The 22057-nt window shown below is 70.6% G+C and carries 19 protein-coding genes; 6 read left to right on the top strand and 13 right to left on the bottom strand.

Features of this window, described 5'->3' with window-relative positions; all coding sequences use genetic code 11:
- Positions 1-129: 129 nt before the first annotated feature.
- The 3 genes from ACGFJ7_RS26060 to ACGFJ7_RS26050 are packed head-to-tail and all read right to left on the bottom strand — an operon-like array spanning position 130 to position 2996.
- Positions 130-945 carry a formate/nitrite transporter family protein gene (locus tag ACGFJ7_RS26060; protein ID WP_360259725.1) on the bottom strand — a complete coding sequence of 272 codons (816 nt, stop codon included), beginning with the start codon at positions 943-945 and terminating at the stop codon, positions 130-132.
- Between the two features lie 59 nt (positions 946-1004).
- Entirely contained in the window at positions 1005-1676 is a 672-nt protein-coding gene (locus tag ACGFJ7_RS26055; protein ID WP_360259723.1) for a response regulator transcription factor, read from the bottom strand.
- The gene (locus tag ACGFJ7_RS26050; RefSeq protein WP_360259720.1) at positions 1677-2996 is read right to left on the bottom strand and encodes a histidine kinase; all 1320 of its coding nucleotides are present in this window, start codon (positions 2994-2996) and stop codon (positions 1677-1679) included.
- Positions 2997-3215: 219 nt separating this feature from the next.
- On the opposite strand from ACGFJ7_RS26050, the gene ACGFJ7_RS26045 reads away from it, so the two are divergent.
- Genes ACGFJ7_RS26045 through ACGFJ7_RS26035 form a run of 3 tightly spaced genes read left to right on the top strand, consistent with a single transcriptional unit; the run spans position 3216 to position 5653 of the window.
- Positions 3216-3692 (top strand): DUF1707 domain-containing protein, encoded by a 477-nt coding sequence (locus ACGFJ7_RS26045; protein ID WP_392644242.1) that lies wholly within the window; start codon positions 3216-3218, stop codon positions 3690-3692.
- A 56-nt stretch (positions 3693-3748) separates the two neighbouring features.
- Complete coding sequence (locus ACGFJ7_RS26040; protein WP_360259716.1) at positions 3749-4573, top strand: metal-dependent hydrolase; 825 nt, start codon at positions 3749-3751, stop codon at positions 4571-4573.
- 39 nt (positions 4574-4612) lie between these two features.
- Positions 4613-5653: a glycoside hydrolase family 43 protein gene (locus ACGFJ7_RS26035; RefSeq protein WP_392644240.1), complete on the top strand. Its 1041-nt coding sequence runs from the start codon at positions 4613-4615 to the stop codon at positions 5651-5653.
- Positions 5654-5713: 60 nt separating this feature from the next.
- Here ACGFJ7_RS26035 and ACGFJ7_RS26030 read toward each other — a convergent pair whose 3' ends face one another.
- Positions 5714-5914, bottom strand: a complete 201-nt coding sequence (locus ACGFJ7_RS26030; protein ID WP_392644238.1) for a ferredoxin — start codon at positions 5912-5914, stop codon at positions 5714-5716.
- Positions 5911-7107, bottom strand: a complete 1197-nt coding sequence (locus ACGFJ7_RS26025) for a cytochrome P450 (RefSeq protein WP_392644236.1) — start codon at positions 7105-7107, stop codon at positions 5911-5913. The genes ACGFJ7_RS26030 and ACGFJ7_RS26025 overlap by 4 nt, the downstream gene beginning before the upstream one ends.
- A 77-nt stretch (positions 7108-7184) precedes the next feature.
- Between ACGFJ7_RS26025 and ACGFJ7_RS26020 the strand changes: the two genes are divergently transcribed.
- Complete coding sequence (locus ACGFJ7_RS26020) at positions 7185-7664, top strand: hypothetical protein (RefSeq protein ID WP_392644234.1); 480 nt, start codon at positions 7185-7187, stop codon at positions 7662-7664.
- Here ACGFJ7_RS26020 and ACGFJ7_RS26015 read toward each other — a convergent pair.
- From ACGFJ7_RS26015 to ACGFJ7_RS26000, 4 genes are read right to left on the bottom strand one after another with little or no spacing between them, the layout of a single operon-like run.
- A complete protein-coding gene (locus ACGFJ7_RS26015; protein WP_360259704.1) occupies positions 7661-9295 on the bottom strand; it encodes an aKG-HExxH-type peptide beta-hydroxylase in 1635 nt (544 codons plus the stop codon). The genes ACGFJ7_RS26020 and ACGFJ7_RS26015 overlap by 4 nt on opposite strands.
- On the bottom strand, positions 9296-10483 hold the full coding sequence (locus ACGFJ7_RS26010) for an FxsB family cyclophane-forming radical SAM/SPASM peptide maturase (RefSeq protein WP_392644232.1): 1188 nt from the start codon (positions 10481-10483) through the stop codon (positions 9296-9298).
- Positions 10484-10487: 4 nt separating this feature from the next.
- A complete protein-coding gene (locus ACGFJ7_RS26005) occupies positions 10488-10685 on the bottom strand; it encodes an FXSXX-COOH protein (protein WP_360259700.1) in 198 nt (65 codons plus the stop codon).
- Complete coding sequence (locus ACGFJ7_RS26000) at positions 10682-11533, bottom strand: aminoglycoside N(3)-acetyltransferase (RefSeq protein WP_392644230.1); 852 nt, start codon at positions 11531-11533, stop codon at positions 10682-10684. The genes ACGFJ7_RS26005 and ACGFJ7_RS26000 overlap by 4 nt, the downstream gene beginning before the upstream one ends.
- A gap of 209 nt (positions 11534-11742) precedes the next feature.
- Between ACGFJ7_RS26000 and fxsT the strand changes: the two genes are divergently transcribed.
- Entirely contained in the window at positions 11743-14589 is a 2847-nt protein-coding gene (fxsT, locus tag ACGFJ7_RS25995; RefSeq protein ID WP_392644228.1) for an FxSxx-COOH system tetratricopeptide repeat protein, read from the top strand.
- Here fxsT and ACGFJ7_RS25990 read toward each other — a convergent pair.
- Together ACGFJ7_RS25990 and ACGFJ7_RS25985 are read right to left on the bottom strand one after the other, a co-directional pair.
- Positions 14586-15065, bottom strand: coding sequence for a hypothetical protein (locus tag ACGFJ7_RS25990; protein ID WP_392644226.1), 480 nt, complete (start codon positions 15063-15065; stop codon positions 14586-14588). The two genes, fxsT and ACGFJ7_RS25990, sit on opposite strands and share 4 nt — an antisense overlap.
- 14 nt (positions 15066-15079) lie before the next feature.
- Positions 15080-16783 carry an NAD-binding protein gene (locus tag ACGFJ7_RS25985; RefSeq protein ID WP_360259691.1) on the bottom strand — a complete coding sequence of 568 codons (1704 nt, stop codon included), beginning with the start codon at positions 16781-16783 and terminating at the stop codon, positions 15080-15082.
- Between the two features lie 199 nt (positions 16784-16982).
- On the opposite strand from ACGFJ7_RS25985, the gene ACGFJ7_RS25980 reads away from it, so the two are divergent.
- Positions 16983-17996 carry a sialidase family protein gene (locus tag ACGFJ7_RS25980; protein ID WP_392644224.1) on the top strand — a complete coding sequence of 338 codons (1014 nt, stop codon included), beginning with the start codon at positions 16983-16985 and terminating at the stop codon, positions 17994-17996.
- Here ACGFJ7_RS25980 and ACGFJ7_RS25975 read toward each other — a convergent pair.
- Together ACGFJ7_RS25975 and metH are read right to left on the bottom strand one after the other, a co-directional pair.
- Positions 17990-18382, bottom strand: a complete 393-nt coding sequence (locus ACGFJ7_RS25975) for a rhodanese-like domain-containing protein (RefSeq protein ID WP_360259686.1) — start codon at positions 18380-18382, stop codon at positions 17990-17992. The genes ACGFJ7_RS25980 and ACGFJ7_RS25975 overlap by 7 nt on opposite strands.
- Positions 18379-21999 carry a methionine synthase gene (gene metH, locus ACGFJ7_RS25970; RefSeq protein WP_360259683.1) on the bottom strand — a complete coding sequence of 1207 codons (3621 nt, stop codon included), beginning with the start codon at positions 21997-21999 and terminating at the stop codon, positions 18379-18381. The genes ACGFJ7_RS25975 and metH overlap by 4 nt, the downstream gene beginning before the upstream one ends.
- Positions 22000-22057 lie beyond the last annotated feature (58 nt).

Genomic DNA, 22057 nt, shown 5'->3' with positions numbered 1-22057 from the left:
TGCCTTTCTCTCTCATCAAGCGGTGCCTGATGGAAAGAATGTTAGGAGGCACGCTGCATTTTCCACGCGCAGAAACACAACCACGAAAGAGTGAATGATTTCCGTACGGCAAGCGATGGATATAAAAGATCATTTGGAATCGTCGCGCAGGTACATATACCAGTACGAGGTGGCGACGAAGACGACCGCTCCGACGAGGTTGCCGGCGCCGGCGAACAGCCAGTTGCGCAGGGTGTCGTCCCAGCCGAGGCCGGGCACGCCGGCGAAGATCGCGGCCGGCAGGAAGAACATGTTGGCCACGACGTGGTCGAAGCCCATCGCCACGAAGGCCATGATTGGGAAGAAGATCACCAGGATCTTGCCGGAAAGCGTGTCGGCGGCGAGCGACATCCAGACGGCCAGGCAGACCAGCCAGTTGCAGCCGACGGCCCGCAGGAAGATCTGCCAGTTGCTCTCGTGCATCCCCTTGGCCTCGGCGATGCCGGCCAGCCGTTCGTAGGCCATGCCGCCCGAGGTGCCGGCGTCGGTGCCGACGTCGCCGATCACGCCGCTCTGCACGGCGAGGAAGTACGCCACGAACAGCGCCCCGGCCAGGTTGCCGACCAGCACGAGCGTCAGGTTGCGGGCGACGTCCCCCGTGGTGAGCCGGCCCCGCATGGCGCTCATCGGCACCAGCATCATGTTGCCGGTCAGCAGGTGTGAACCGGCGACCAGGACGAGCACGAGCCCGAGGGTGAACGCGGCCCCGGTGAACAGGGTCGGCAGGCTGCCCCACAGCCGCGGGTCCAGACCGGACGACACCGCGATGGCGACCAGCCCGCCGAAGGCGATGTAGGCGCCGGCCAGGAAGGACCCGACCAGGGTCTTGTCCCACCTGAGCTCGGCCTTCTTGACGCCGGTGGCCACCGCCGCCTCGGCGATCTCCGGGGGTTCCTTCGCGGCCATCACACCACTCCCGCCTGCCGACTCGCGGACAGAGAGATACCCGCCGATGGGGCGGTTACTCAGCCCAGCCAGCCGGGACGGATCAGACCGGCCTCGTACGCGTAGACGACCAGCTGCGCGCGGTCCCGGGCCCCCAGTTTGATCATCGTGCGGCTGACGTGGGTCTTGGCCGTGGCCGGGCTGATCACCAGGCGGGCCGCGATCTCGTCGTTCGACAGCCCCTCGGCGACCAGGACGAGCACTTCGCGCTCGCGGTCGGTGAGCTGGTCGAGCGCGGCCGGTGGCACGGCCTGGCGCCCGCGGTGACCGGCGGTGAACTCGCCGATCACCCGGCGGGTCACGCTCGGCGAGAGCAGCGCGTCACCGGCGGCGACGGCGCGCACCGCGCGGATCAGCTCGACCGGCTCGGTGTCCTTGACCAGGAAACCGGACGCGCCCGCGCGGAGCGCCTCGAAGACGTACTCGTCAAGCTCGAAGGTGGTCAGAATGACCACCCGCACCTCGGCCAGCTCGGGCTCGGCGGCGATGCGGCGGGTCGCCTCCAAGCCGTCGACACCGGGCATGCGGATGTCCATGAGGACGACGTCGGGCCGGGTCTGCCGGGCCAATTTCACCGCCTCGAGCCCGTCGGCCGCCTCACCGACGATCTGGATGCCGGGTTCCGCGTTGAGCAGCGCGCGGAAGCCGGCCCGGACGAGAAGCTGGTCGTCCGCCAGCAGCACCGAGATCATCTAGCACTCCTCTGGAATGGGCGCGGCCATGGGCGCGGCGGCCGGGGACGGCAGCAGCACGGAGACGAGGTAGCCGCCGTCGACCGGGCCGGCCTCCAGCTGACCGCCCAGGCTCTCGGCCCGGGCCCGCATCCCGGCGATCCCCGTCCCGGCATGCGCTTCCCCGGTCTCGCCGGCGTCCCGGGGCGCGGTGGTGGTGCCGTCGTTGCGGATGCCGAGGTGCAGGGTGGTGGGCAGGTAGTCGACGCTGATCCGGGCGGTGGCGGCCGGGCCGGCGTGGCGGCGGACGTTGGTCAGGGCCTCCTGGACGATGCGGTAGGCGGCGCGGTCGACCTCCGGCGGCAGGTCGCGCGGCTCGCCGGTCACCTTGGTCTCGACCGGAAGGCCGGCGTCCGCCGTCAGGTCCTCCAGGCGGCTCAGGCCCAGCGCGGGCTGGCGCGGGGCGGCCTCGTCCTCGGTGCGCAGCACATCGAGGACCGCGCGCACCTCACGCAGCGCCTCGGCGCTGGCCGTCTTGATCGCGGCGAGCGCCTCGCGGGCCTGTTCGGGCTGACGTTCCATCAGGTGCAGGCCGACGCCGGCCTGCACGTTGATCAGCGAGAGGTGGTGGCCGAGCACGTCGTGCAGCTCGCGGGCGATGCGCAGCCGTTCCTCGGAGGCCTGACGGCGTTCCTGCTCCTCGCGGGCCCGGGCCCGCTCGGCCCGCACTTTCATGATCTCGGCCATGTGCTCGGACCGGGACTTCGAGGCGCTGCCCAGGAAGATCATCAGAACCAGGCCGACGGCCAGCAGCACCGCCTGGCCCACATTGGGCCGCACGGCCGGGTTCAGGCTCAGACGCTCGGCGAAGAAGCCACAAACAAGGAGGTACGTCACGTAAGCCGTGCCACCGGCGACGCCGGCGGCCACCGGCCGGCCGTTCCGGGCGATCTGGAAGAGCGCCAGGGCCGGCGCCACCGCGTACACCCAGCTCGGCTCCGCGATCGTGCCGAAGCCGATCGAGGCGGCCGCCGCGACCGCGAACACGGTGATCGGACAGGAGCGCCGCCACAGCAGCGCGGCCGGCCCCACCACGAGCAGCATCCAGGCCCACGGCGTCAGCGGCACGAAGACCTTCCCGTCGTCGGCCAGCCCGTTCCCGCCGAGCACGTGGAACAGCACCCCGGCGATGACCGCGCCGACCCCCGGCTGCATGCGGGAGGACCGGAACCGCCCGGTCCGGTTCTCCGGCCGCCACCCCGGCCCCCGTCCAGCGCCGTCCCACCACGGGGCCGGGCTGTCGGCGGTCGGGGGCGGCGCCCACCGCTTTCTCTGCCTCACGCTGCGAACCTACCGACTTCGGCCGGGGTGGGACATCGGCGTGCGGGCGGCCGGCCCCGTGCTTCCCGGGGCGTACGGCCTGCGGTCGGGGTACTCCAGAAGTCGTACATCTCAAGAAGCGGATAACCCACACGCCGCAGGAAAGATGCTCCGGCGGGCCGACGCCGCAGGCGGCGGAAACGCCGATTCTGGTGTCACGGAAGCCACTGAGGAGGAACGGTGCAACCCAACGACACCACCAGACGGATGCGGACCTCCGACCAGGAACGCGAGCAGGTCGCCGAGATCCTGCGGGCCGCGATGGCCGAGGGCCGCCTCGACCTGGCCGAGGGCGAACAGCGACTGGCCGCCTGCTACGCGGCGACGTACCGCGACGAGCTCACCCCGTTGACCGCCGATCTGCCCGGTAACGGACTGTGGGCACTCGCCGAGTCACCCGCGGTGAAGAAGGCGACACGCCGGGGCCTGCGGCGGCATGTCAATATCGTCGTGTCGGTCGCGATGATCCTGACCGGTTTGTGGATCATCTCGGGGGCGCAGTTCTTCTGGCCCGCCATCCCGCTCGCCTTCCTGGTCATGGGCCTCATCCGGCACGCTCGATGGGGCCGCTACGCCTACGCCCACCGGATCGCGCCCTGGAACGCGCCCGGCTACTCGGGGCACCCCCGGTTCCACAGTGGCCATCGAGGTTGTTGATCTTCCCTCCCCGCTCTGCCAGAGTTACCCGGCTCTGTGGGGAGGGACAACACAACATGATGGGTCCGTCGCACGCCCTTTCGGGCGCGGCCGCCTGGCTCGCCGGCAGTTGGGCACTCAGCCAATACGCCGGGTACGAGCAGTCACCGCTGGCCGTGGGCGTCGGCACGCTCGTCTGCGCGGGCGGAGCACTGCTGCCCGACCTCGACCTGTCCGGCAAGGTCACCCGTAACCAGGGTGGCGCCACGGTCGCGCGGACGTTCGGCGTGTTCTCGCTGTTCGCGGCCGAGGTGATCGAGAAGGTGTCGCTCGGGGTCTACACCGCCACCCGGCTCAGCAAGGACCCGCGCCGCAACAACGGGCACCGCACGTTCACCCACACGCTGCCGTTCGCGGCCCTGGTCGGCTGGGGCACGACGGCGCTGGCCACCCACTACGGCAAGTGGGCGGTGGTCGGCATCGTGTTCTTCATGGCCGGCCTGGCGCTGCGCGGCCTGTTCGACGAGTGGGCCGAACGCGCCGGCTGGGTCATCGTGACCCTGTGCTCGGCCGCGATCGCCTGGTTCACCGCGGCCCACCTGCCGGGCGACCGCGGCTATCCGTTACTGGGGTTCGCGGTGGCGGTCGGCTGCGTCGTCCACCTACTGGGCGACATCATCACGTCGGCCGGCGTGCCGATCCTGTGGCCGATACCGACCGGCCGCAAGCTGTGGCGGATGGTCGGCGTCCCCAACAGCATGGCGGTCAAGGTCGGCGGCAAGGTCGAGACGGTCGTTCTCCGTACGGCCTTCGTGATCGTCTCGCTCCTGTCGATCGCCGGCATCTTCGCGCCTTCCCTTTTGCACCAGCTCGAGCTGGACACGTGGGCCGACCGCGGCTAATTCATTGACAGACATCGCTATGGCTCGGATCGTCGAGCCATGCGGGCTCGCCTGGTTCTCCTCGTCTTGGCAGCGGTTCTGGCCGGCTTGGCGGCGCCGGCCGCGGCCGCCCGGACGTCACTGCGCGCCGCCGACCCGAGCGTCATCCGGGTCGGCGCGACCTACATCGGCGTGCAGTCGACGGGAGCCGGCATCGCCGTACGCCAAGGATCGTCGCCGGAGGCAGTAGCCACCGCACCGGCGCGCACGGTTTGGAGCGACACGCGCAACCTCGGCGAGGTGTGGGCGCCGGAGATCGTGCTGGACGGCGGCCGCTACTACATCCACTTCTCGGCGGGGCGCGCTGCGGCCCATCGGATGTACGTCATCAGCTCGGCGTCCGCCGCCACGGGCTACGGCGCCGAGACCCAGGTGGCGTTGCCGGACGACAAGTGGGCCATCGACGGCAGCATGTTCGTCTTCAACGGGCAGCGCTGGTTCGTCTGGTCCGGCTGGGCCGGCGACACGAACCTCGAGCAGAACATCTACCTGGCGAAGATGAGCAGCCCGTACGCGGCCACCGGCCCCCGCTACGTCGTTTCGCAGCCGCGTGAGAGCTGGGAGCGCGTCGTCGGCAACCCGTTCATCAACGAGGCCCCGGAACCGATCCGCGACCCCGACGGGCGACTGCACATCGTCTACTCGGCGAACGGCAGCTGGAGCGACCAGTACTGCCTGGCCGACCTGCGCCTGCGCGCCGGCGGCGACCCCACGTACGTCTGGGACTGGTACAAGTCGAACGGCTGCCTGTTCGGCTCGAACCGCGCCACGATGATGCCCGGCTGGGACCCGACGCTGTCCGTCGACGGCCCCGGCCACCACACGTTCGTCCTCCTGAACGGCGACATCGCCACGAGCCCACCGGCCGGCCCCCGCTTCCCGTTCGCCTACCACGCGGTCGCCAAGGGCACGCCGTACACCTGGGAGAACCGCTACTGGTACACCGGCACGTTCGTCTGGTGGGGCACCACCACGTACGCACGCGCGAACGTCCCCGGCCCGGCCACGGACACCGGCTTCAGCCTGAAGTTCTTCGAGTGACCGCACGAGGGTGGCCGCGAGCGCCCCGGCCCGGCTCGACAGCGTCCAGATGGAACGGCCCTATTTCGTAGGCAGGAGGCGGATCACGGCGGCCGGGCACCGGTCTACCGCCTGCCGGACGGCGTCCTGGTCGGAGTCGGGTGGGGAGTCGGTCAGGAGGATGACCAGCGCCTCCTCGGCGTCCTGGTCGAAGACCGTGGGGGCGGTCATCGCGCAACTGCCCGCGCCTATGCAGTGATCGCGGTCCACGGCCACCCTCATGTCCACGCCACCGGGAGTTCGGCCGGGCCCCGTACCACCGAGTCCTTCTTCCAATTGATCTCGTTCAGCGGGACCGCCACGCGCAGCGCCGGGACCCGGGTGGCCAAGGCCCGCAGGACCGTGGTCAGTTCCATGCGGGCTATCTGCTGGCCCACGCAGGCGTGGGCGCCGTGGCCGAACCCCAGGTGGGCGCCCGGTTTGCGGGTGATGTCGAAGTCGTCGCCGTCGGGGTGCAGGGCCGGGTCACGGTTGGCGGCCTGGACGGCCACCACCACGTAGTCGCCGGCCTTGAGCCGCTGGCCGTTCAGGACCGTGTCCTCGGTGGCCTGGCGCAGCAGGCCCGCGCCGACCGACAGGTAGCGCACCAGTTCCTCGGTGGCCGACGCCGCCGTCGACGGGTCCGCCACCAGCTTGTCCCACTCGCCGGGGATGTTCAGGAGGGCGACCAGGCCGTACGTGATCATGGATGCGGTCGTGTCGAAGCCGGCGATCAGCAGGGCCGCGTTCATCTCGGTGAGTTCGGTGTCGGTCAGCGGGCGGTCGCTGTCGGCACTGTGCTCGATCATGCGGCTGAGCACGTCGTCGCCGGGCTGGGCGCGCCGGGTCGCGACCGCCTCGTACAGGTACGTGTAGAGCGGGGTCAGCGCCTCCCGGAGCTCGTCGGCCTTGGTCGAGGTGTCGAACAGGGCCGTCGCGGCCTCGTGCAACAGGTGGCGCTGCTCGGGCGGCACACCGATCAGCTCGGCGATCACCGCGGTGGTGACGGCCGTGGAGAACTGACTGTGCAACGGGTACGGCTGGGGTGAGGCGAGCATGCGGGTGATCGCCTCGTCAGTGATCCGCTCGACCATCGGGCGCAGCTCGGCCAGCCGGCGGGCGTGTGTCACCTGCGGGGCGAAGTTGCGCCGGATCCGGACGTGCTCGGGCCCGTCCATGCGGGTGAAGTTGTCGATCGGGCCGTCCTCCGCGTAGGAGGCGAGCACGTGCGCGGCCAGCCCGGGCCGGGTCGAGAACCGGCGGCCGTCGCCGAGGACTTCCCGCACCCCGGCGTAGTCGGAGACCAGCCAGGCGTCGAGACCGGTCGGGCAGGCCACCCGGACCATTCGCCGGCCGGCGCGCAGCTCGGTGTACTCGGGCGGCGGATCGAAGGGCCGTTCGTCCTCGGCCGGCATCGGCAGCGCGGGCAGTGACATCCGGCGTACCTCCCCGTGAGACCTACGGGGCCGACCCTACTCGACATTCATCTTGATCGATACCAGAGGCTGTGCCCGTGCGAACAGTGGAGGTCTCCGCGCCCGGCGGGACGCGGTGGGATGTACGAGTGGTGTGGGAGCCGCGGTGGCGGGTGATGGCCCGGCGGTTCGGCGGGTGGCGGGCCAAGCGCCGCAAGGACGTCGGCCCCGGCGACGTGGTCAGCGGCGGTGCCGAGGTGAGCAGCGAGGTCGGCAGCAGCGGCGGCAACTTCAACGACGAGTTCGTCATCATCGCGATCGTCTTCTTCGCCTTCGTGCTGGCCGCGGTGCTGTTCTGGTGGGTGCTGCTCCCACTGCTGCTGATCGTCCTGGACGCGCTGATCATTCTGATCCTGCTGGCCGCCTCGGTGGTGACCCGGGTGCTGTTCCGCCGGCCCTGGATAGTCCGGGCGACCTCCAGCACCGGCGACACCACCGAGGCCGAGGTGGTCGGCTGGCGAGCGGCCCTGCGCCGCCGCGACGCGATGGCCGAGGCGCTGAGACACGGCTTGGGCTAGGGCTCGTCGCTCAGCCATCGATGGAGGGTCGACAGGCCGGGTCGCCGTGGCTCGGCGTCGAGCCGCTCGAAGACGGCCCTCAACAGGTCCGGCCGCCGGCCGGCGATTGCCCGGTCGCCCGTCGGCGTGCACAGTGCGACGGCCGCCGCGGCCCACTCCCGGTCGCCGACCGGCGACGGCAGGAGACGGAGGGCGACCGCGGACTCGCCGCGGAGGATCGCCCGTTCGGCTTCGGTCGCGTCCGCGTACCCTGTGCCGTCTCCCGCGGCCCGGCGCTCCAACAGGCCGGCCAACTCGGCCGGCGGCATCCCCGCGCCAACCACGGGCGGCCCGTAGGCGGGCCTGGTCCGCGCCGCGGACCAGGCGCGCACGAGGGCGTCGACGTCGGCGTCCCGCGGACGGTAGTGGGCCAGGCGCCACGACACCTGCGTCGCGATGGTGCTGAGCCGGATCGCCGATGGCGTCGCCTCCTCACTCCGCCAGGTGGCGAGCGTGCCGTCGAGACCACGAAAGAACCGATCGCCCTCCGAGCTGAGTTCACCCCCGTCGAGCAGTTGGCCGAGGGCGTAGCCGACGTGGTCGCGCCAGGTGAAGTAACGGGTGCCGGCATCGTCCGTACGCGATCGGCAGGCTCGCCAGAAGCCGGCTACGCCGGTGAAGGCGTAGACGCCCTGCACAAGCGCGTGGGCCGGTCTCGGGTCCGGTCGCCACGGAGCGTGATAGCGGGCAGAGCCGTCGCCGGGGCTCAGATCCGTCAGATCGAGCAGGGCGCCGAGCTTCTCGTGCTGGAACTCGTGCACCAGCAGTTCCGCGAGGGTCATCGGATCGTCCGGTATCGACATCCCGATCGCGCCGAAGCAGCCACGGACCGAGGCGCTCACCTGGGCGGCGTCCTCCGGCGTCCGCAGCGGCACCAGGGCGCGCAGAGCGATACGCATTCCCGCGGCGTGCGCCGGTTGTTCGTCCTCCAGCAGCTGCCAGGCTTCGCGTACCAGGTGGTCCAGCCGGTCCAGGGCGGCGGAGGGCAGGGGGTCGAGGGGAGCCACGGGGAAACGGTCTCGCAGCGCGTCCCCGTCGATGATCTCCAGCGAGTGGCCGGCGAGACGGACGTGGTGGACGGGACGCCATCCGGGGCGCGACTCGTCCGCGGGCACCGGCAGCTTGAGCGCGCTCCCCACGGTCAGCGTGGTGCCGTCGAACCGGACCGGCACCGAGGCGGGTCCTACGTCGGTGGCCGTACCGACCCGCGGCAGGTGCAGATCCGCTCCGGAGCAGTCGATGGTGAGCTCGAAAGGGACACCGGCGCAGACAGCGGTGGCGGCGGCCAGCGACCCGAGTTGCTCCGCCGCCCGGCCGCCGAGGACGGGCACCACCGACCCGAACCAGGCGCGCAGAAACGGGTATCGCAGAAGCTCGAGTCCGGCTGCGGGCGACACCTTTTCGGTCTCCATCACGAGATGGAGCGCGTCTCGGAGCGTGACCGGAAGGGAGTCCCACCTTTCGGCCACGGCGAGCAGGCGCAGGCGGCGCGCGGAGAGCTGCGCCTCGGTCAGCAGGGCTATGGCGTCCGGTGAGCCGCCGCCCTCGGCCAGGCTGCGGAACTGCGGGCCGGTGAGGACGTATCGGCGCATTCAGTGCTGCCTTCCGCGCGCTTCGAGCGCGTCGGCCACGCGGCCCCGGATGTGAGCGATCAGCCGATACAAGTCCCGACAGTAGACGGACGGTTGAGCGAAACCGCCGTCGGCGCCGAAACGGTGCGAATACTGGCCGCCTCCACAAGTCGTCACCACCGGGCAGATCTGACAGCCGGTGCCCAGTGTCGCGAGTCCTCGCCCGGTGGCTCGTACGGCCGGGTGGCCGGCGGCCTCGTCGAGTGAATGGTCGTGTATCGACATCCCCAGGGCGCCCAGGCCGGGAGCGGTGGTCTTGAGCGCGTCGGTCACCTCCAGGCTCCCATCGGTCTCGATGGTGATGGCGCGGGGGCCGTCCAGTCCGATCGCCTCGGTGTCGCTGGCGCCACCGAGGATCAGCATGATGATCGACTCGAAGAGCCGGACGCCGGTCTCGCGGACCGGGGCGTCGAACCATCGGTCGAAGACACGAATGAGCCATGTCGCGTACCGCGTCGACGCCGGGTCGTGGTGCGGCGGCGGGTGCACCCAGTTGGCCAGCGGAAGCAGGAGGTCGATGCTCGGTGGGCGGAGAGCCACCAGATCCTCGTACGTCCGGACCGGGTCGTTCGCCAAGTCGATGGTCAGAAGCAGCCCGGTCCAGATGTCGCCGTGCGTCTTCAGCCGGTCCAAGCCCAGCTTCACGAGGTCGAAGCTGGGGCGCCCGTCGGCGTAGCGCCGATGCCGATCGTGCGCCTCCCGGCCGCCGTCCATGCTGACGCCCACGGCGACCCGGTGCCGGTCGAAGACGCCGAGGAACTCGTCGTTGACGAGGGTGCCGTTGGTCTGCACCGAAACGTCGACCTCGGTCGCGGCGGGCACGCGGGCGCGAACCGATGTGATGACGTGCTCGATGACGGCCGGCCCGGCGAGCAGAGGCTCCCCACCGTGGAGCAGGACGAAGAGCTTTCGCAGAGCGTGGGTGGCCGCATGCTGCCCGATCCGGTCGGCGAGCGCCTCGATGGTTTGCGCGCTCATCACCGTTGGACGGTCACGCCAGCTCTGATCGACGTGGTGATAGACGTAGCAGTAGTCGCACGACAGGTTGCACCGGCTGTGGACCTTGACGATGAACTGCTGGAACGGCTCCATGGCCGGCGCCGCGTCGCCGGCCGTCCGGCGCGGTGGCCCCAGGTCGACGGCGACCATGGGTTCAGGAGCGCCGCAGGGGCGCCGAGTTGAAGGCGGCCACACTGTCCTGCTCTCCGGACGAGGCGCGCTCCAGCACCCGGCGCAGGCAGTGATCCAGGGCGGTGTCACCGCGCTTCCTCAAGGCCAGGAGTTCGTCGAGCGGCATGTCAGCCACGCGGACGAGCCGGGTCTCGATGGAGTGGGCGGAAGGTGGCGTCATCGCTTCTCGCTTTCGTCGCCCGTGCCTGGACGGGGATTCGGGAACACGGGTCGCCGGTCGGTCAACCAGCTTTCCGCGAAACGCACCGCTTCGCGAATGGGGAAAAGGCGACTCGTCGCTGCGCCGACCATCCCTCGGCGTAGAGAGTCGTTCTTATGGTACGCGGCCTCGTACGCGACTCCCAGATCACCGAAATCGTGATCATCGAGCCCGATCGTTTCGTATCGTACCCACTCCCGTCCGTTTCCGGTGCGCATGACGGCCGTCAGTTCCACGACGGAAGGGTGTTCCCGGCGCGACTCCGCGAGGTGGAATGCGGTGCATTTCTCGTAACCGACGCCGAGGAGCAGCGCCTTCGCGCCGGCGCGCTCCAGCGCCCCCAGAGGCGAGCCGTCGCCGAGCATCGATTCGAGCTCGTGCCCGGCCATCAGCTCCTCCGCAGCCGATCCGACGGCGGCGAACGAGGTCAGCGGGTGCCCGCTCCGGCAGGCGCCCGGCCATGTCCGGACGCGCTCGGCAATGACGCCCATGGTGGCGCTGGGCGTCAGAAGCGGCTCGAAAGCGGGAAGGTGATCACGGATCGTGTCCCACCACTCGGACGGGACCGCTTCGTGCGACCAGCGCGCGGGGTCACGGTGGCCGGGCGTCTGCGCCGGCACGACGACCGTCCCACCTGGACCGACGGCGTCGAGCAGGGCCTGAACCACAGCCGTGGCGCCGCCGCACACCCAGCCGACGGCCCGCAGCGAGCTGTGCACCAGCAGGACGTCGCCGGCCCGGACACCGAGCGACATGAATTCGCGCGTGAGTGATTCACGTGTCCTCAGCGGTGTGCCGGGAGCGATCATCTAAAACTCCTTCTCAGGAGGAACAGGCTTGTTCTCGCACTTCACGGCGAGGCCTTTATTGTCGTTTACCGGGCCCGCGCGGCGCCCGGTTCTGTCATCTCCCCGCACAAGTTGACGACTATTGGCATCTGGCCTTCCAATGGACTTCGGAGAAGCTGGCGCAACTTGACAGTTCTTGGCATCCGGTGCTGACGAACGGGAGTCTGATGGTGGCGAGGGCACCTAAGCCGGGCATCGTCGGCGACGGCCCGTTGGGTGATCTTCTCCGCGGCCTGCACGAGCTCCACCGCGCCGCCGGGAAGCCGGGCGCACGCCGGATCAGCGCGGCGATCCGGGACCGGGGCGATATGCCGGACACCGTCAGCCACGAGACGATCGGCGCCATGTTGCGCGGCAGCGGCCTGCCGAAATGGGTCAAAGTCGAGTGTGTCGTCCGGCAACTCGCCGACTGGTCGGTGACCGGGCACGACGCCGATCAGGAGATCCGGCGCTTCCATCAGCTCTGGCTGGCGGCGGACGACGGCCCGGCCCCGGACCTGCCGGCCCGCGTACGGAACGACTTCGTCGCCTCGCACCGGCCGGCGCCGCCGGCCGTTCCGCCGGTCGCCTCCGGCGCGGTGGTGAACAACGTGCCCGGCCCGGCCCCTCACTTCACCGGCCGGCAGGAACTGCTCACGCAGATGAGGGCGGTGCTCACCGGTCCCGCCCGGATGCCGATGTCGCTGGTGGGGCTCGGCGGTGTGGGTAAGACGCAGCTCGCGCTGCAGTACGTCGCCCGGTGGGCGGCCGAGTACGACGTGCTCTGGTGGGTGCCCGCCGAGCAGCCGTCGCAGGCGATCGCGGCTCTGGCCGCCCTCGGCGACCAGTTGGGGATCATTCCGGCCAACGACATGCGGCAGACCGTCCGGGACGTGCTCACCGCGCTCGAGGAGAGCGCGCTGCGCTGGCTGTTGATCTACGACAACGCCGACCAGCCGGCGGACCTCGCCTCGTTCGTCCCGGCGGTCGGTGGCCAGGTGATCATCACATCGCGCAACTACGCCTGGGCGTCCGCCGCGGGTACCCCGTTCAGTGTGGGCGTCTTCTCCCGGCCGGAGAGCATCGCCTTCATGCGCGAGTGGGGTGTCACCGCCCCCGCCGACGATTGCGACATGCTGGCCGGTCAGCTCGGCGACCTCCCGCTCGCCGTCGACCAGGTCTGTGCGATGCAGGCCGCGACGGGCATGCCGCTCGGGGAATATCTGAGGTTGTTCGCCGAGCACTTGGAGGAGTTGCTGGCGGCGGGGCTCCGGCCCGGGTCGCGCACCACGACGGTGACCACGTTCGTGAGTGTCGCGGCGGGGCGGCTGCGGGCGGAGTCCGTCGCGGCGGCTCAGCTGCTGGAGGTTCTGGCGTTCATGGCACCGCTCCCGGTGTCGCTGTCCCTGTTGCACCGGGGCCGGGACGCCGACGTGACGCTTCCTCTGGGCCGGGTGCTGTACCGCACGGACGATCTGAGGAAGCAGGCGGAGCATCTGGGCCGGTACGGTCTCGTCCAGCTGGGCGGCGACGGCGAACAGATCCAGATGCATCGGCTGGTGCAGCTGATGGTGCGGGACGGTCTCAGCGAAAAGGACGCCGGCCTGCGCCGGCTGGACGTTCATCGCCTCCTGGCCGCCGCCGATCCCCGGGATCCCGACGACTCACGCACCTGGACCCAGCACGGTGAGATCGGCCCGCACCTGATCTCGTCCGGCGCCCTGCGTTCCGCGGACATCGCCGCGCGGGCGGCTGTCCTCGATCAGATCCGCTATCTGGAACGGATCGGTGACTTCGAGGCCTCAGCGGAGCTGGGACGCTCCGCCGTCGAGGTGTGGCGGGCCGATCCGGCCGACGGCGGGCTGGGCCCGGAGCACAAGCTCACCGTCCGGGCCACCCGCCATCTCGCGAATGCGTTGCGATCGCTCGGCTCGTACGACGAGTCCCGCGGCATGATCGTCGAGCTGCTGAAAGTGCTGCGGGCCAGCGGGGAGTTCGGCCCCGATCATCCCGACACCCTGGCCACCGCCCGGGTCCTCGCTTTCTATCTGAGGCTGGCGGGAGAGTACCGGCAGGCCCTCGACGAGGATCGCCGCACGGCCGAGGTGCTTCGCCGGCTGCACGGCCCGCAGGACACGCGGACGACGGACGCGGTCGGCAACCTCACCATCAACCTGAGACTGCTGGGCGATCCGGGTGCGGCGCTGGAGCTCGACGAGAAGCTGGTCGGCACGCTGAGCCGAAGTATCGGGGCGGAGGACGAGCGCACCCGTGTGGCCGTGCGCAACCAGGTCTGGGACCTGCTCGGGCTGGCCCGGTTCGATGCGGCGGTCGACCTGCAACGTCAGCACATGAGCAGGCGCAACGCCGGCGACATCGCCCTGGCCCGGCGGGCGGTCGCCGTCGGGCTGCGCAAGTCGGGACGGTTCGGCGAGGCCCTGCAGACGTCGGCCGACGACTATCGGACCTGCCAGAGCCGGTACGGGCCCGATCACCACCTGACCCTGGCGTCGATCATGACCTACGCCAACACGTTGCGGGCCGTCGGCGACGCGCTCGGCGCTCGGCGATTGGCTACCGAAGCGCTCGATCGCTATCGGCGGCTGTTCGGGCCGCGGAACCCGTTGACGCTCGCCGCCTCGACGAACCTGGCCGTCGTCCTGCGGGCGCTGGGACAGTGGCGGGAGGCGTACAACATCGACGAGCTGACGTACGAGCAGACCGCGCGGACCCTGGGACCGGACCATCCCCACACCCTGATCACCGCGATCGGGCTGGCCAACGATCTGGCGCACCATCACCTCGAGAAGGACGCCGTCGACTTGGGCGAGGCGACGGTGGAGCGCTTTCTGCGGGTACGGGGTGAGGAGCACCCGGAGACCTGGGTCTGCGCCGCCAATCTCGCGCTCGATCGGGGAGAGTCACGGCGGGAGGCCGCCGGCCGGCTCGCGGGGCTGCTGGGTGACGAGCACCCCGACGCGCGGGCCGCCCTCGCCGGAAGGCGGCTGGAATGCGACATCGAGCCGCCGCCCACCTAGGGGCCGAGGCGACGTGCCTGTGCGGGCCAGATGACCTCGACCTGCTTGCCCAGTTCACGGGCCCGGGCCACGGTGTGAGCGGTACCGCCCTGTCCGCCGGCGTCGGTGCCGTCCCAGACCGCAACCAAGACCTCGCAACCATGCAGCACGCGTTCGCTCGCCTCCGCGTAGCGGGCCTCCACCGGGCCGGGGCCGACCTGCGAGACCCGGTGGGCCCGTCTCAGCAGGCGCCGGGTGCGGCGCCGGTTGCCGGGCGGCCCGGGCAGGATCACCTCGAGCGTGCCGTCGAGATCGCTGACCGCCCGGGCGAACAGGCTGTCGGCCCCGTCGGCCAGGCAGGTGATGCCGTACAGGTGATCATGGACGCGCAGCTGCCCGGCCAGATAACTCCGCAGCGCCAGGTAGATCGGGCGGCTGGACTCGCGGCTCAGCCGGATGTGGCCGGTGACTCCGACGCGCAGCGCCCGCTCGCCCATCACCTCTCCGTCCGTCACACCAGGTGTGCCGTGCGGGCGTGCTGAGGGCCGGCGAGGCGTACCACCTGGAATCCGGCGTCGGCCAGCACGGTCGGCAGGTCGCGCACCGCGGCGCGGTTCTTCTCCCGGCGTTCGTCGGGCAGGTCGGCCCAGTCGAGCAGATACGGCGTCAGTTTCGCCCGGGGATCGCGGGCCGGGCCGTAGCGCCAGCCGGCCGCCCGCGCCTCCCGGGCCCAGCGCGCCTGCTCGGCCCGCGCCAGCAGCTCCACCTCGTCCTCGGTGAGGGCGAAGTCGCCGGAGCCGCTGCGGGCCACGATGGTGCAGCCGATGGCGCCGAGCTTGGCGCCGATGGAATCCGCCTGCGACCGGTTGGAGGCGCGGCGCTCCTCGTCCAGCCGGTCCCACTCCACGAGGGCGGCCGGGTCGGTGGGCTCGTCGGGAAGCTCCCGGCAGGCGATCAGGTACCGCTCGTGGATCAGGCGGGCCAGGCGCTCCACGAGGTCCTCGGCGATGAGCGCGGGATCGCAGGCGGCGGCGTGCTTCGGGAACAGCTTGATCTTGCCGTGGACCTGGTCGAGCAGCCGCCGGCCGTGCTCGTCGCCGAACGCGTCGGTCAGCCCGGCCAGCCGGTCGACCGGCACCAGCACCGTTCCGGCGACGCGATGCCACAACTCGTACGTGGTCAGCGCCAGGTCCAGGCCGTACTCCTCGTCCCGATAGCAGAGATAGGCGTCGTCGTAGACCAGCTCCGGCCGCCCGGCGAGCACGGACGGGACGTCGGTCTCGTACGCCGTGATCTCGCAGGCGTCGTCGAGGATCCGGTAACGCCCGCGCAGCGCGGCCAGCGTGTCGCCCGCGCCGGGCCGGACGAAGTCGACAGCGATCCGCGTGTCGCCGCCGGGGCGCCGCAGCCGCCAGCCCCGGGCGAGTGAGACCAGCAGCGCCCGGGCGAACGGCGCGTCGCCGGCGATCAGCAGTCTCGGCGCATGCCCGCCGACCGGCTCCGGCGGCCGCTCCGTGAGCAGCACCTGCACCGCGAGCTGGTCGAGGTTGAAGAAGTCGAGCCTCAGGTTGGGGGCGGCGTCGACTCCCAGGCGCCGGGCCTGCAGGGCGACGGCCCGTTCCGGATCGTGAATCTGCGCGTACACCGTCGCCCGTCCGGACTGGTTGTCGATGACCCGGCCGGCCGCGGCCGCGATGGCCACGTTCGTGGCGCTGTCATCCGTGCAGGCGTAGATGACAGTGGCGTGGGCGACGCCGGCGCCGCGGAGGATGTCCGGGTCGGTGGCATCGCCGGTGACGCTCAGCAGATGGTCGCGGCGGGACGCCAGCGGGCCGCTCGGAAGGGTACGGATGAGCACCGTCCGGCGCTGCGCTGTCGCGAGATTACGGGCCAGGGTGGCCGCGGCGGTCGAGTCGCCGCAGACGATGGCGTGCCCGCGGGCGCTCCGGGCCCGGAGCCGGCCGAACTCGGCCGACAGCAGCAGCCGGGCCGCCTCGGCGAGGGCGAACAGCGTCACGGCAGGCGCGGCGAAGCGGGCGATCTGGAGAGTCGGCGGCAGGGCGGTGGCTTCCTGCAGCGGGTCGGCGCCGAGCACGAACAGCTGAAGGTCGAAGTAGGCGATGTTGAGGAAGGTCCGTCCCGGCAGACCCTGCTCGACGAAGTAACGGTCGAGGCCCAGGTAGCCCAGAATGAGCGCCGCGAAAGCCAGAGCCACAAAGGACAGCCGTACGACGACAGCGGTATGGCGCCCGAAAGCGGCGGATGCTGCTCTATCGACGTTCGCCACAGCCATCATCTCATTGTGTCACTGCGCGGCTACCTGGAGTACGGCCTGATGGTTCGCCGGCACTCCCGCCGAGGGCATCACGGTAGGGTCGGACGGGAGGGACGACCATCGCGTGAGGGGTGAAGCGTTGCCTACGCAGATCACTGTGGCCCGGGCCGAGCCGGGGCTGCTTCCGCATTTTCCCGATGTCGTGCGGCTGGCCGACGGGCGGTTGCTGGCGGCCTGGCGGGAGAGCACCGGGCACGTCAAGGCGGACGGGCGGATCCGGCTCGCGGAAAGCGATGACAACGGCAAGACCTGGAGTGCGCCGCGTACGGCGGTGGACGGGCCCTTCGACGACCGCGATCCCAAGCTGGCCGTGCTGCGCGACGGCACCGTGCTGCTCAGCTACTTCGTGATCGAGTGGACCGAGCCGTGGCACACCACGCACGGCACCTGGGTGCACCGCAGCACCGACAACGGCGAGACCTGGAGTGAGCCGATCCTGGTCGGCACGGCCATGGCTCTGCCGGAACAGGAGCGGCGGGCCTCCAAGACCTTCTCGGCCTCGCACGGCGCGGCGGCCGAGCTGCCCAGCGGCGATCTTCTCTTTCCGCTGTACGGGCGTCTGCCCGGCGAGGCCTGGATGCGCGCGACAGTGGTGCGCAGCACCGACGGCGGGCGGACCTGGCCCGCCGAGTCCGAGATCCTGCTGGCGGCCGCGGATGGCGTCCATTTCCAGGAGCCGACGCTCACGGTGCTCGACGACCGGGTGATCGTGCTGATCCGGACGACGGTGGGGCACGCCTACCTGGCCGAGTCGACCGACGACGGGCACACCTGGAGCATCGCCCAGCCGACCGACATGCCCGCCTCCTCCCATCACGCTCTGCGGTTGAGCACGGGCGAGGTGCTGGTGACGTACGGTGACCTCAAGCCCCGGTTCTCGGAGCACCGCGACACGGTCGGGCGTCTCGTGCGAGATCCGGAGAAGGGCTGGGACGGGTACGAGGATGTGCAGCTTTACGACTCGGGCCACTCCGACCAGGCGAATCCGTCGAGTGTGGAGCTGGAGCCGGGCAGGTTCCTGACCCTGGGCTTCGACGTGCGGGCAGCCACCGTGGTCGGCATCTTCACCGAGACCAAGGACTACCCTCAGTAACGTACGTCGGCGGGCTTGTCCGACCGGGGCAGGCCCGCCGCCGCCCACGCCTCGAAGCCGCCGATCATGTCGGTCGCCCGCCACAGGCCCAGCGCCTGCAGGCTGGCCGCGGCCAGGCTCGAGCTGTAACCCTGACGGCAGACCACGATGATCTGTACGTCGTGGCCGGTGGCCTCGGGAATCCGGTTCGGCGACGCCGGGTCGAGGCGCCACTCCATCACGGTCCGGTCGATGACGATCGCGCCGGGCAGGTCGCCCTGCTCGGCGCGCTGCCGGTCGGTCCGGGTGTCGATCAGCAGAGCGCCGTCGAGAACGGCGGCGCGGGTCTGGTGCGGATCCAGGCGGAGAAGGCCCTCGCGGGCCTTCTCCAGCACAGAGTCGATCATGCGATCTCGTAGGCCAGGTTGGGGCGCAGCCAGCGCTCGACCTCGTCGACGCTCATGCCGCGGCGGGCCGCGTAGTCGACGATCTGGTCCTTGCCGAGCCGGCCCACGGTGAAGTACCGCGAGTCGGGGTGGGCGAAGATCAGGCCGCTGACCGCGGCGGCCGGGGTCATCGCGTACGACTCCGTCAGGCCCACGCCGATCTCCCGCGTTCCCAGCAGGTTGAACAGGTCCTTCTTCTCGCTGTGGTCGGGGCTCGCCGGATAGCCCAGCGCCGGCCGGATGCCGCGGAAGCGCTCGGCGTGCAGGTCTTCCAGCTTCGGCTTGGCGTCCGGCTCGAACCACTCGCGGCGGACCTGGAGGTGCAGGTATTCGGCGAACGCCTCGGCCAGGCGGTCGGCCAGCGCCTTGACCATGATGGCGCGGTAGTCGTCGTTCTCCGCCTCGTACTTGGCCGCCAGGTCGTCGGCCCCGTGGATCGCGACCGCGAAGCCGCCCAGGTGGTCGCCCGACGGGGCGATGTAGTCGGCCAGCGAGCGGTTGGCCCGGCCGGCCGGCTTCTGGGTCTGCTGGCGCAGCATCGGGAACGTCACGCCGTTGTCGAGCACGATGTCGTCGCCGTCGCTGTGTGCCGGCCAGAACGCGTACCGGCCCCGGGCCTGGAACGAACCGTCCGAAATGATCTTGTCGAGGAGGGTGTTCGCGTCGTCGAACAGCTCGCGGGCGACCGGCTGCTCCAGAATGGCCGGGTACTTGCCCTTGAGCTCCCAGGCCAGGAACAGGAACTGCCAGTCGATCATCTCGCGGAGCTGGGCGATCGTGGGCTGCACGTCCCGTACCCCGGTGAACGTGGGCGTCGGCAGGTCGCTGAAGTCGACCCGCTCACGGTTGGCCCGGGCCTGCTCCAGGGTGAGCAGCGGCTGCGCGTGCCGGTTGGCGTGCTGCTCGCGCAGGCGCTCCTGGTCGGCCCGGTTGGCCACGTCGAGCTTCTCGGCCCGGTCGGGGTCGAGCAGGTCGGAGACCACGCCGACGACCCGCGACGCGTCGAGCACGTGCACGGTCGAGGCCTGGTAGGCGGGCGCGATGCGGACGGCCGTGTGCTGCTTCGAGGTCGTCGCCCCGCCGATGAGCAGCGGCAGTTTGAGGCCGCGGCGCTGCATCTCGGCGCCGACCGCGACCATCTCGTCGAGCGACGGGGTGATCAGGCCGGACAGGCCGACGACGTCGGCGCCCTCGGCCACCGCGGTGTCGAGGATCTTGGCGGCCGGCACCATCACGCCGAGGTCGATCACCTCGTAGTTGTTGCAGCCGAGCACGACGCCGACGATGTTCTTGCCGATGTCGTGCACGTCGCCCTTGACCGTGGCCAGCACGACCTTGCCCTGGCCGCGCGACGTCTCGACCCGGCCCTCCAGGCGGGCCTGCTCCTTCTCGGCCTCCATGAACGGCTCGAGGTAGGCCACCGAGCGCTTCATCACGCGGGCGCTCTTGACCACCTGGGGCAGGAACATCTTGCCCGAGCCGAACAGGTCGCCGACGACCTTCATGCCGTCCATGAGCGGGCCCTCGATCACCTCGAGCGGCCGCGCGAACTGCTGCCGGGCCTCCTCGGTGTCGTCCTCGATGAAGTCGACGATGCCGTGGACCAGGGCGTACGACAGCCGCTCGGCGACCGGGGCCTCGCGCCAGGACAGGTCGACCTCGCGCTGCTTGCCCTTGCCGGTGACCGTGGAGGCGAAGGTGACCAGCCGGTCGGTGGCGTCCGGGCGGCGGTCGAAGAGCACGTCCTCGACCAGCTCCAGCAGGTCGGCCGGGATGTCCTGGTAGACGGCGAGCTGACCGGCGTTGACGATGCCCATGTCGAGGCCGGCCTTGACCGCGTGGAACAGGAAGGCCGAGTGCATGGCCTCGCGGACCACGTCGTTGCCGCGGAACGAGAACGACAGGTTGGAGATGCCGCCGCTGGTCCGGGCGCCCGGGCAGCGCTGCTTGATCAGCGGCAGGGCCTCGATGAACGCCTTGGCGTAGCCGTTGTGTTCGGAGATGCCCGTGGCGACCGCGAGCACGTTCGGGTCGAAGATGATGTCGTCCGGCGCGAAGCCGGCGACATTCACCAGCAGGTCGTACGCGCGCCCGCAGATCTCGACCTTGCGGTCACGGGTGTCGGCCTGACCCTGTTCGTCGAAGGCCATGACCACCACGCCCGCACCGAAGTCACGGATCCTGCGGGCCTGCGACAGGAAGGCCTCCTCGCCCTCCTTGAGGCTGATCGAGTTGACCACGCCCTTGCCCTGCACGCACTTGAGGCCGGCCTCGAGCACGCTCCACTTGGAGCTGTCGATCATGACCGGGATGCGGGCCACCTCGGGCTCGGTGGCGATCAGGTTGAGGAAGGTGGTCATCGCCTGCTCGCTGTCGAGCAGGTCGGCGTCCATGTTCACGTCGAGCAGGTTGGCCCCGCCGCGCACCTGGTCGAGGGCCACGTCGACCGCGCCCTGGTAGTCGTCGGCCTCGATGAGCCGGCGGAACTTGGCCGAGCCGGTGACGTTGGTCCGCTCGCCGATCATGACGAAGCCGGTGTCGGGGCCGATCGCGAACGGCTCGAGGCCGCTGAAGCGGGTGGTCTCGGCCGGCGGGTTGATCACGCGGGGCGTCGCGCCCTTGGCCGCCAGCGCGATCTGCCCGATATGGGCGGGAGTCGTCCCGCAGCAGCCGCCGACGATGTTGACCAGGCCGTCGTCGATGAAGCCCTTCACCAGCGCGGCGGTCTCCGCGGGCTTCTCGTCGTAGCCACCGAAGGCGTTGGGCAGGCCGGCGTTCGGGTGGGAGGCCACGTAGACGTTCGAGAGGCGGGCCAGGTCGGTCACGTGCGGGCGCATCTCGGTCGCGCCGAGCGAACAGTTCACGCCCACGACCAGCGGCTCGGCCCGTTCGATGGAGCGCCAGAACGCCTCGACGGTCTGGCCGCTGAGCGTGCGCCCGGACAGGTCGACGATCGTCACCGAGATCCAGAGCGGCAGGTCGGGCGCGACCTCGCGGGCGGCCGCGACGGCCGCCTTGGCGTTCAGCGTGTCGAAGATCGTCTCGATCAGCAGCAGGTCGACGCCGCCCTCGGCCAGGGCCGAGATCTGCTCCGCGTACGCCGCCTTGACCTGATCGAAGGTGACCGCGCGGTACGCCGGGTCGTCGACCTTGGGCGAGAGCGACAGCGTGACGTTCAGCGGGCCGACCGAGCCGGCCACGAACCGCATCCCCCCGGCCTCGTCGGCCGCCTGCCGGGCCAGCCGGGCGCCGCGGATGTTCATCTCGCGGACCAGATGTTCCAGGCCGTAGTCGGCCTGGGCGATGCTGGTCGCGGTGAAGGTGTTGGTCGTGGTGATGTCGGCCCCGGCCGCCAGGTACTGCCGGTGGACGTCGAGGATCACGTCGGGCCGGGTGAGGATCAGCAGGTCGGGGTCGCCGGTCACGTCCTGCGGATGATCCGCCGGGATCATGTCGCCCCGGTAGTCCTCCGGCTTGAGCTCGGCGCCCTGCAGCATCGTGCCCCAGGCGCCGTCGAGCACCAGGATCCGCTCGCCGAGCAGACGCTTCAGTTCCGCGACACGTTCGTTTCTCTCCATACCGACCACCTCCGTGGTTACAACGGAGGCGCCCTTGGTCGGATTGCCCCGAGCGAGC

Source organism: Actinoplanes sp. NPDC048988, from assembly GCF_043197815.1.
Classification (GTDB): Bacteria; Actinomycetota; Actinomycetes; order Mycobacteriales; family Micromonosporaceae; genus Actinoplanes.
This window is presented reverse-complemented; position numbering and strand designations above follow the sequence as displayed.

What these genes read in the sequence shown, in the direction of transcription:
- metH (WP_360259683.1), bottom strand. Translation starts at nt 21,999, where the DNA reads ATGGAGAGAAACGAACGTGTCGCGGAACTGAAGCGTCTGCTCGGCGAG.
- ACGFJ7_RS26055 (WP_360259723.1), bottom strand. Translation starts at nt 1,676, where the DNA reads ATGATCTCGGTGCTGCTGGCGGACGACCAGCTTCTCGTCCGGGCCGGC.
- ACGFJ7_RS25990 (WP_392644226.1), bottom strand. Translation starts at nt 15,065, where the DNA reads ATGGGCGAGCGGGCGCTGCGCGTCGGAGTCACCGGCCACATCCGGCTG.
- ACGFJ7_RS26060 (WP_360259725.1), bottom strand. Translation starts at nt 945, where the DNA reads ATGGCCGCGAAGGAACCCCCGGAGATCGCCGAGGCGGCGGTGGCCACC.
- ACGFJ7_RS26015 (WP_360259704.1), bottom strand. Translation starts at nt 9,295, where the DNA reads ATGCGCCGATACGTCCTCACCGGCCCGCAGTTCCGCAGCCTGGCCGAG.
- ACGFJ7_RS26000 (WP_392644230.1), bottom strand. Translation starts at nt 11,533, where the DNA reads ATGATCGCTCCCGGCACACCGCTGAGGACACGTGAATCACTCACGCGC.
- ACGFJ7_RS26030 (WP_392644238.1), bottom strand. Translation starts at nt 5,914, where the DNA reads ATGAGGGTGGCCGTGGACCGCGATCACTGCATAGGCGCGGGCAGTTGC.
- ACGFJ7_RS25975 (WP_360259686.1), bottom strand. Translation starts at nt 18,382, where the DNA reads ATGATCGACTCTGTGCTGGAGAAGGCCCGCGAGGGCCTTCTCCGCCTG.
- ACGFJ7_RS26035 (WP_392644240.1), top strand. Translation starts at nt 4,613, where the DNA reads ATGCGGGCTCGCCTGGTTCTCCTCGTCTTGGCAGCGGTTCTGGCCGGC.
- ACGFJ7_RS26040 (WP_360259716.1), top strand. Translation starts at nt 3,749, where the DNA reads ATGATGGGTCCGTCGCACGCCCTTTCGGGCGCGGCCGCCTGGCTCGCC.
- ACGFJ7_RS26025 (WP_392644236.1), bottom strand. Translation starts at nt 7,107, where the DNA reads ATGTCACTGCCCGCGCTGCCGATGCCGGCCGAGGACGAACGGCCCTTC.
- ACGFJ7_RS26005 (WP_360259700.1), bottom strand. Translation starts at nt 10,685, where the DNA reads ATGACGCCACCTTCCGCCCACTCCATCGAGACCCGGCTCGTCCGCGTG.
- ACGFJ7_RS26010 (WP_392644232.1), bottom strand. Translation starts at nt 10,483, where the DNA reads ATGGTCGCCGTCGACCTGGGGCCACCGCGCCGGACGGCCGGCGACGCG.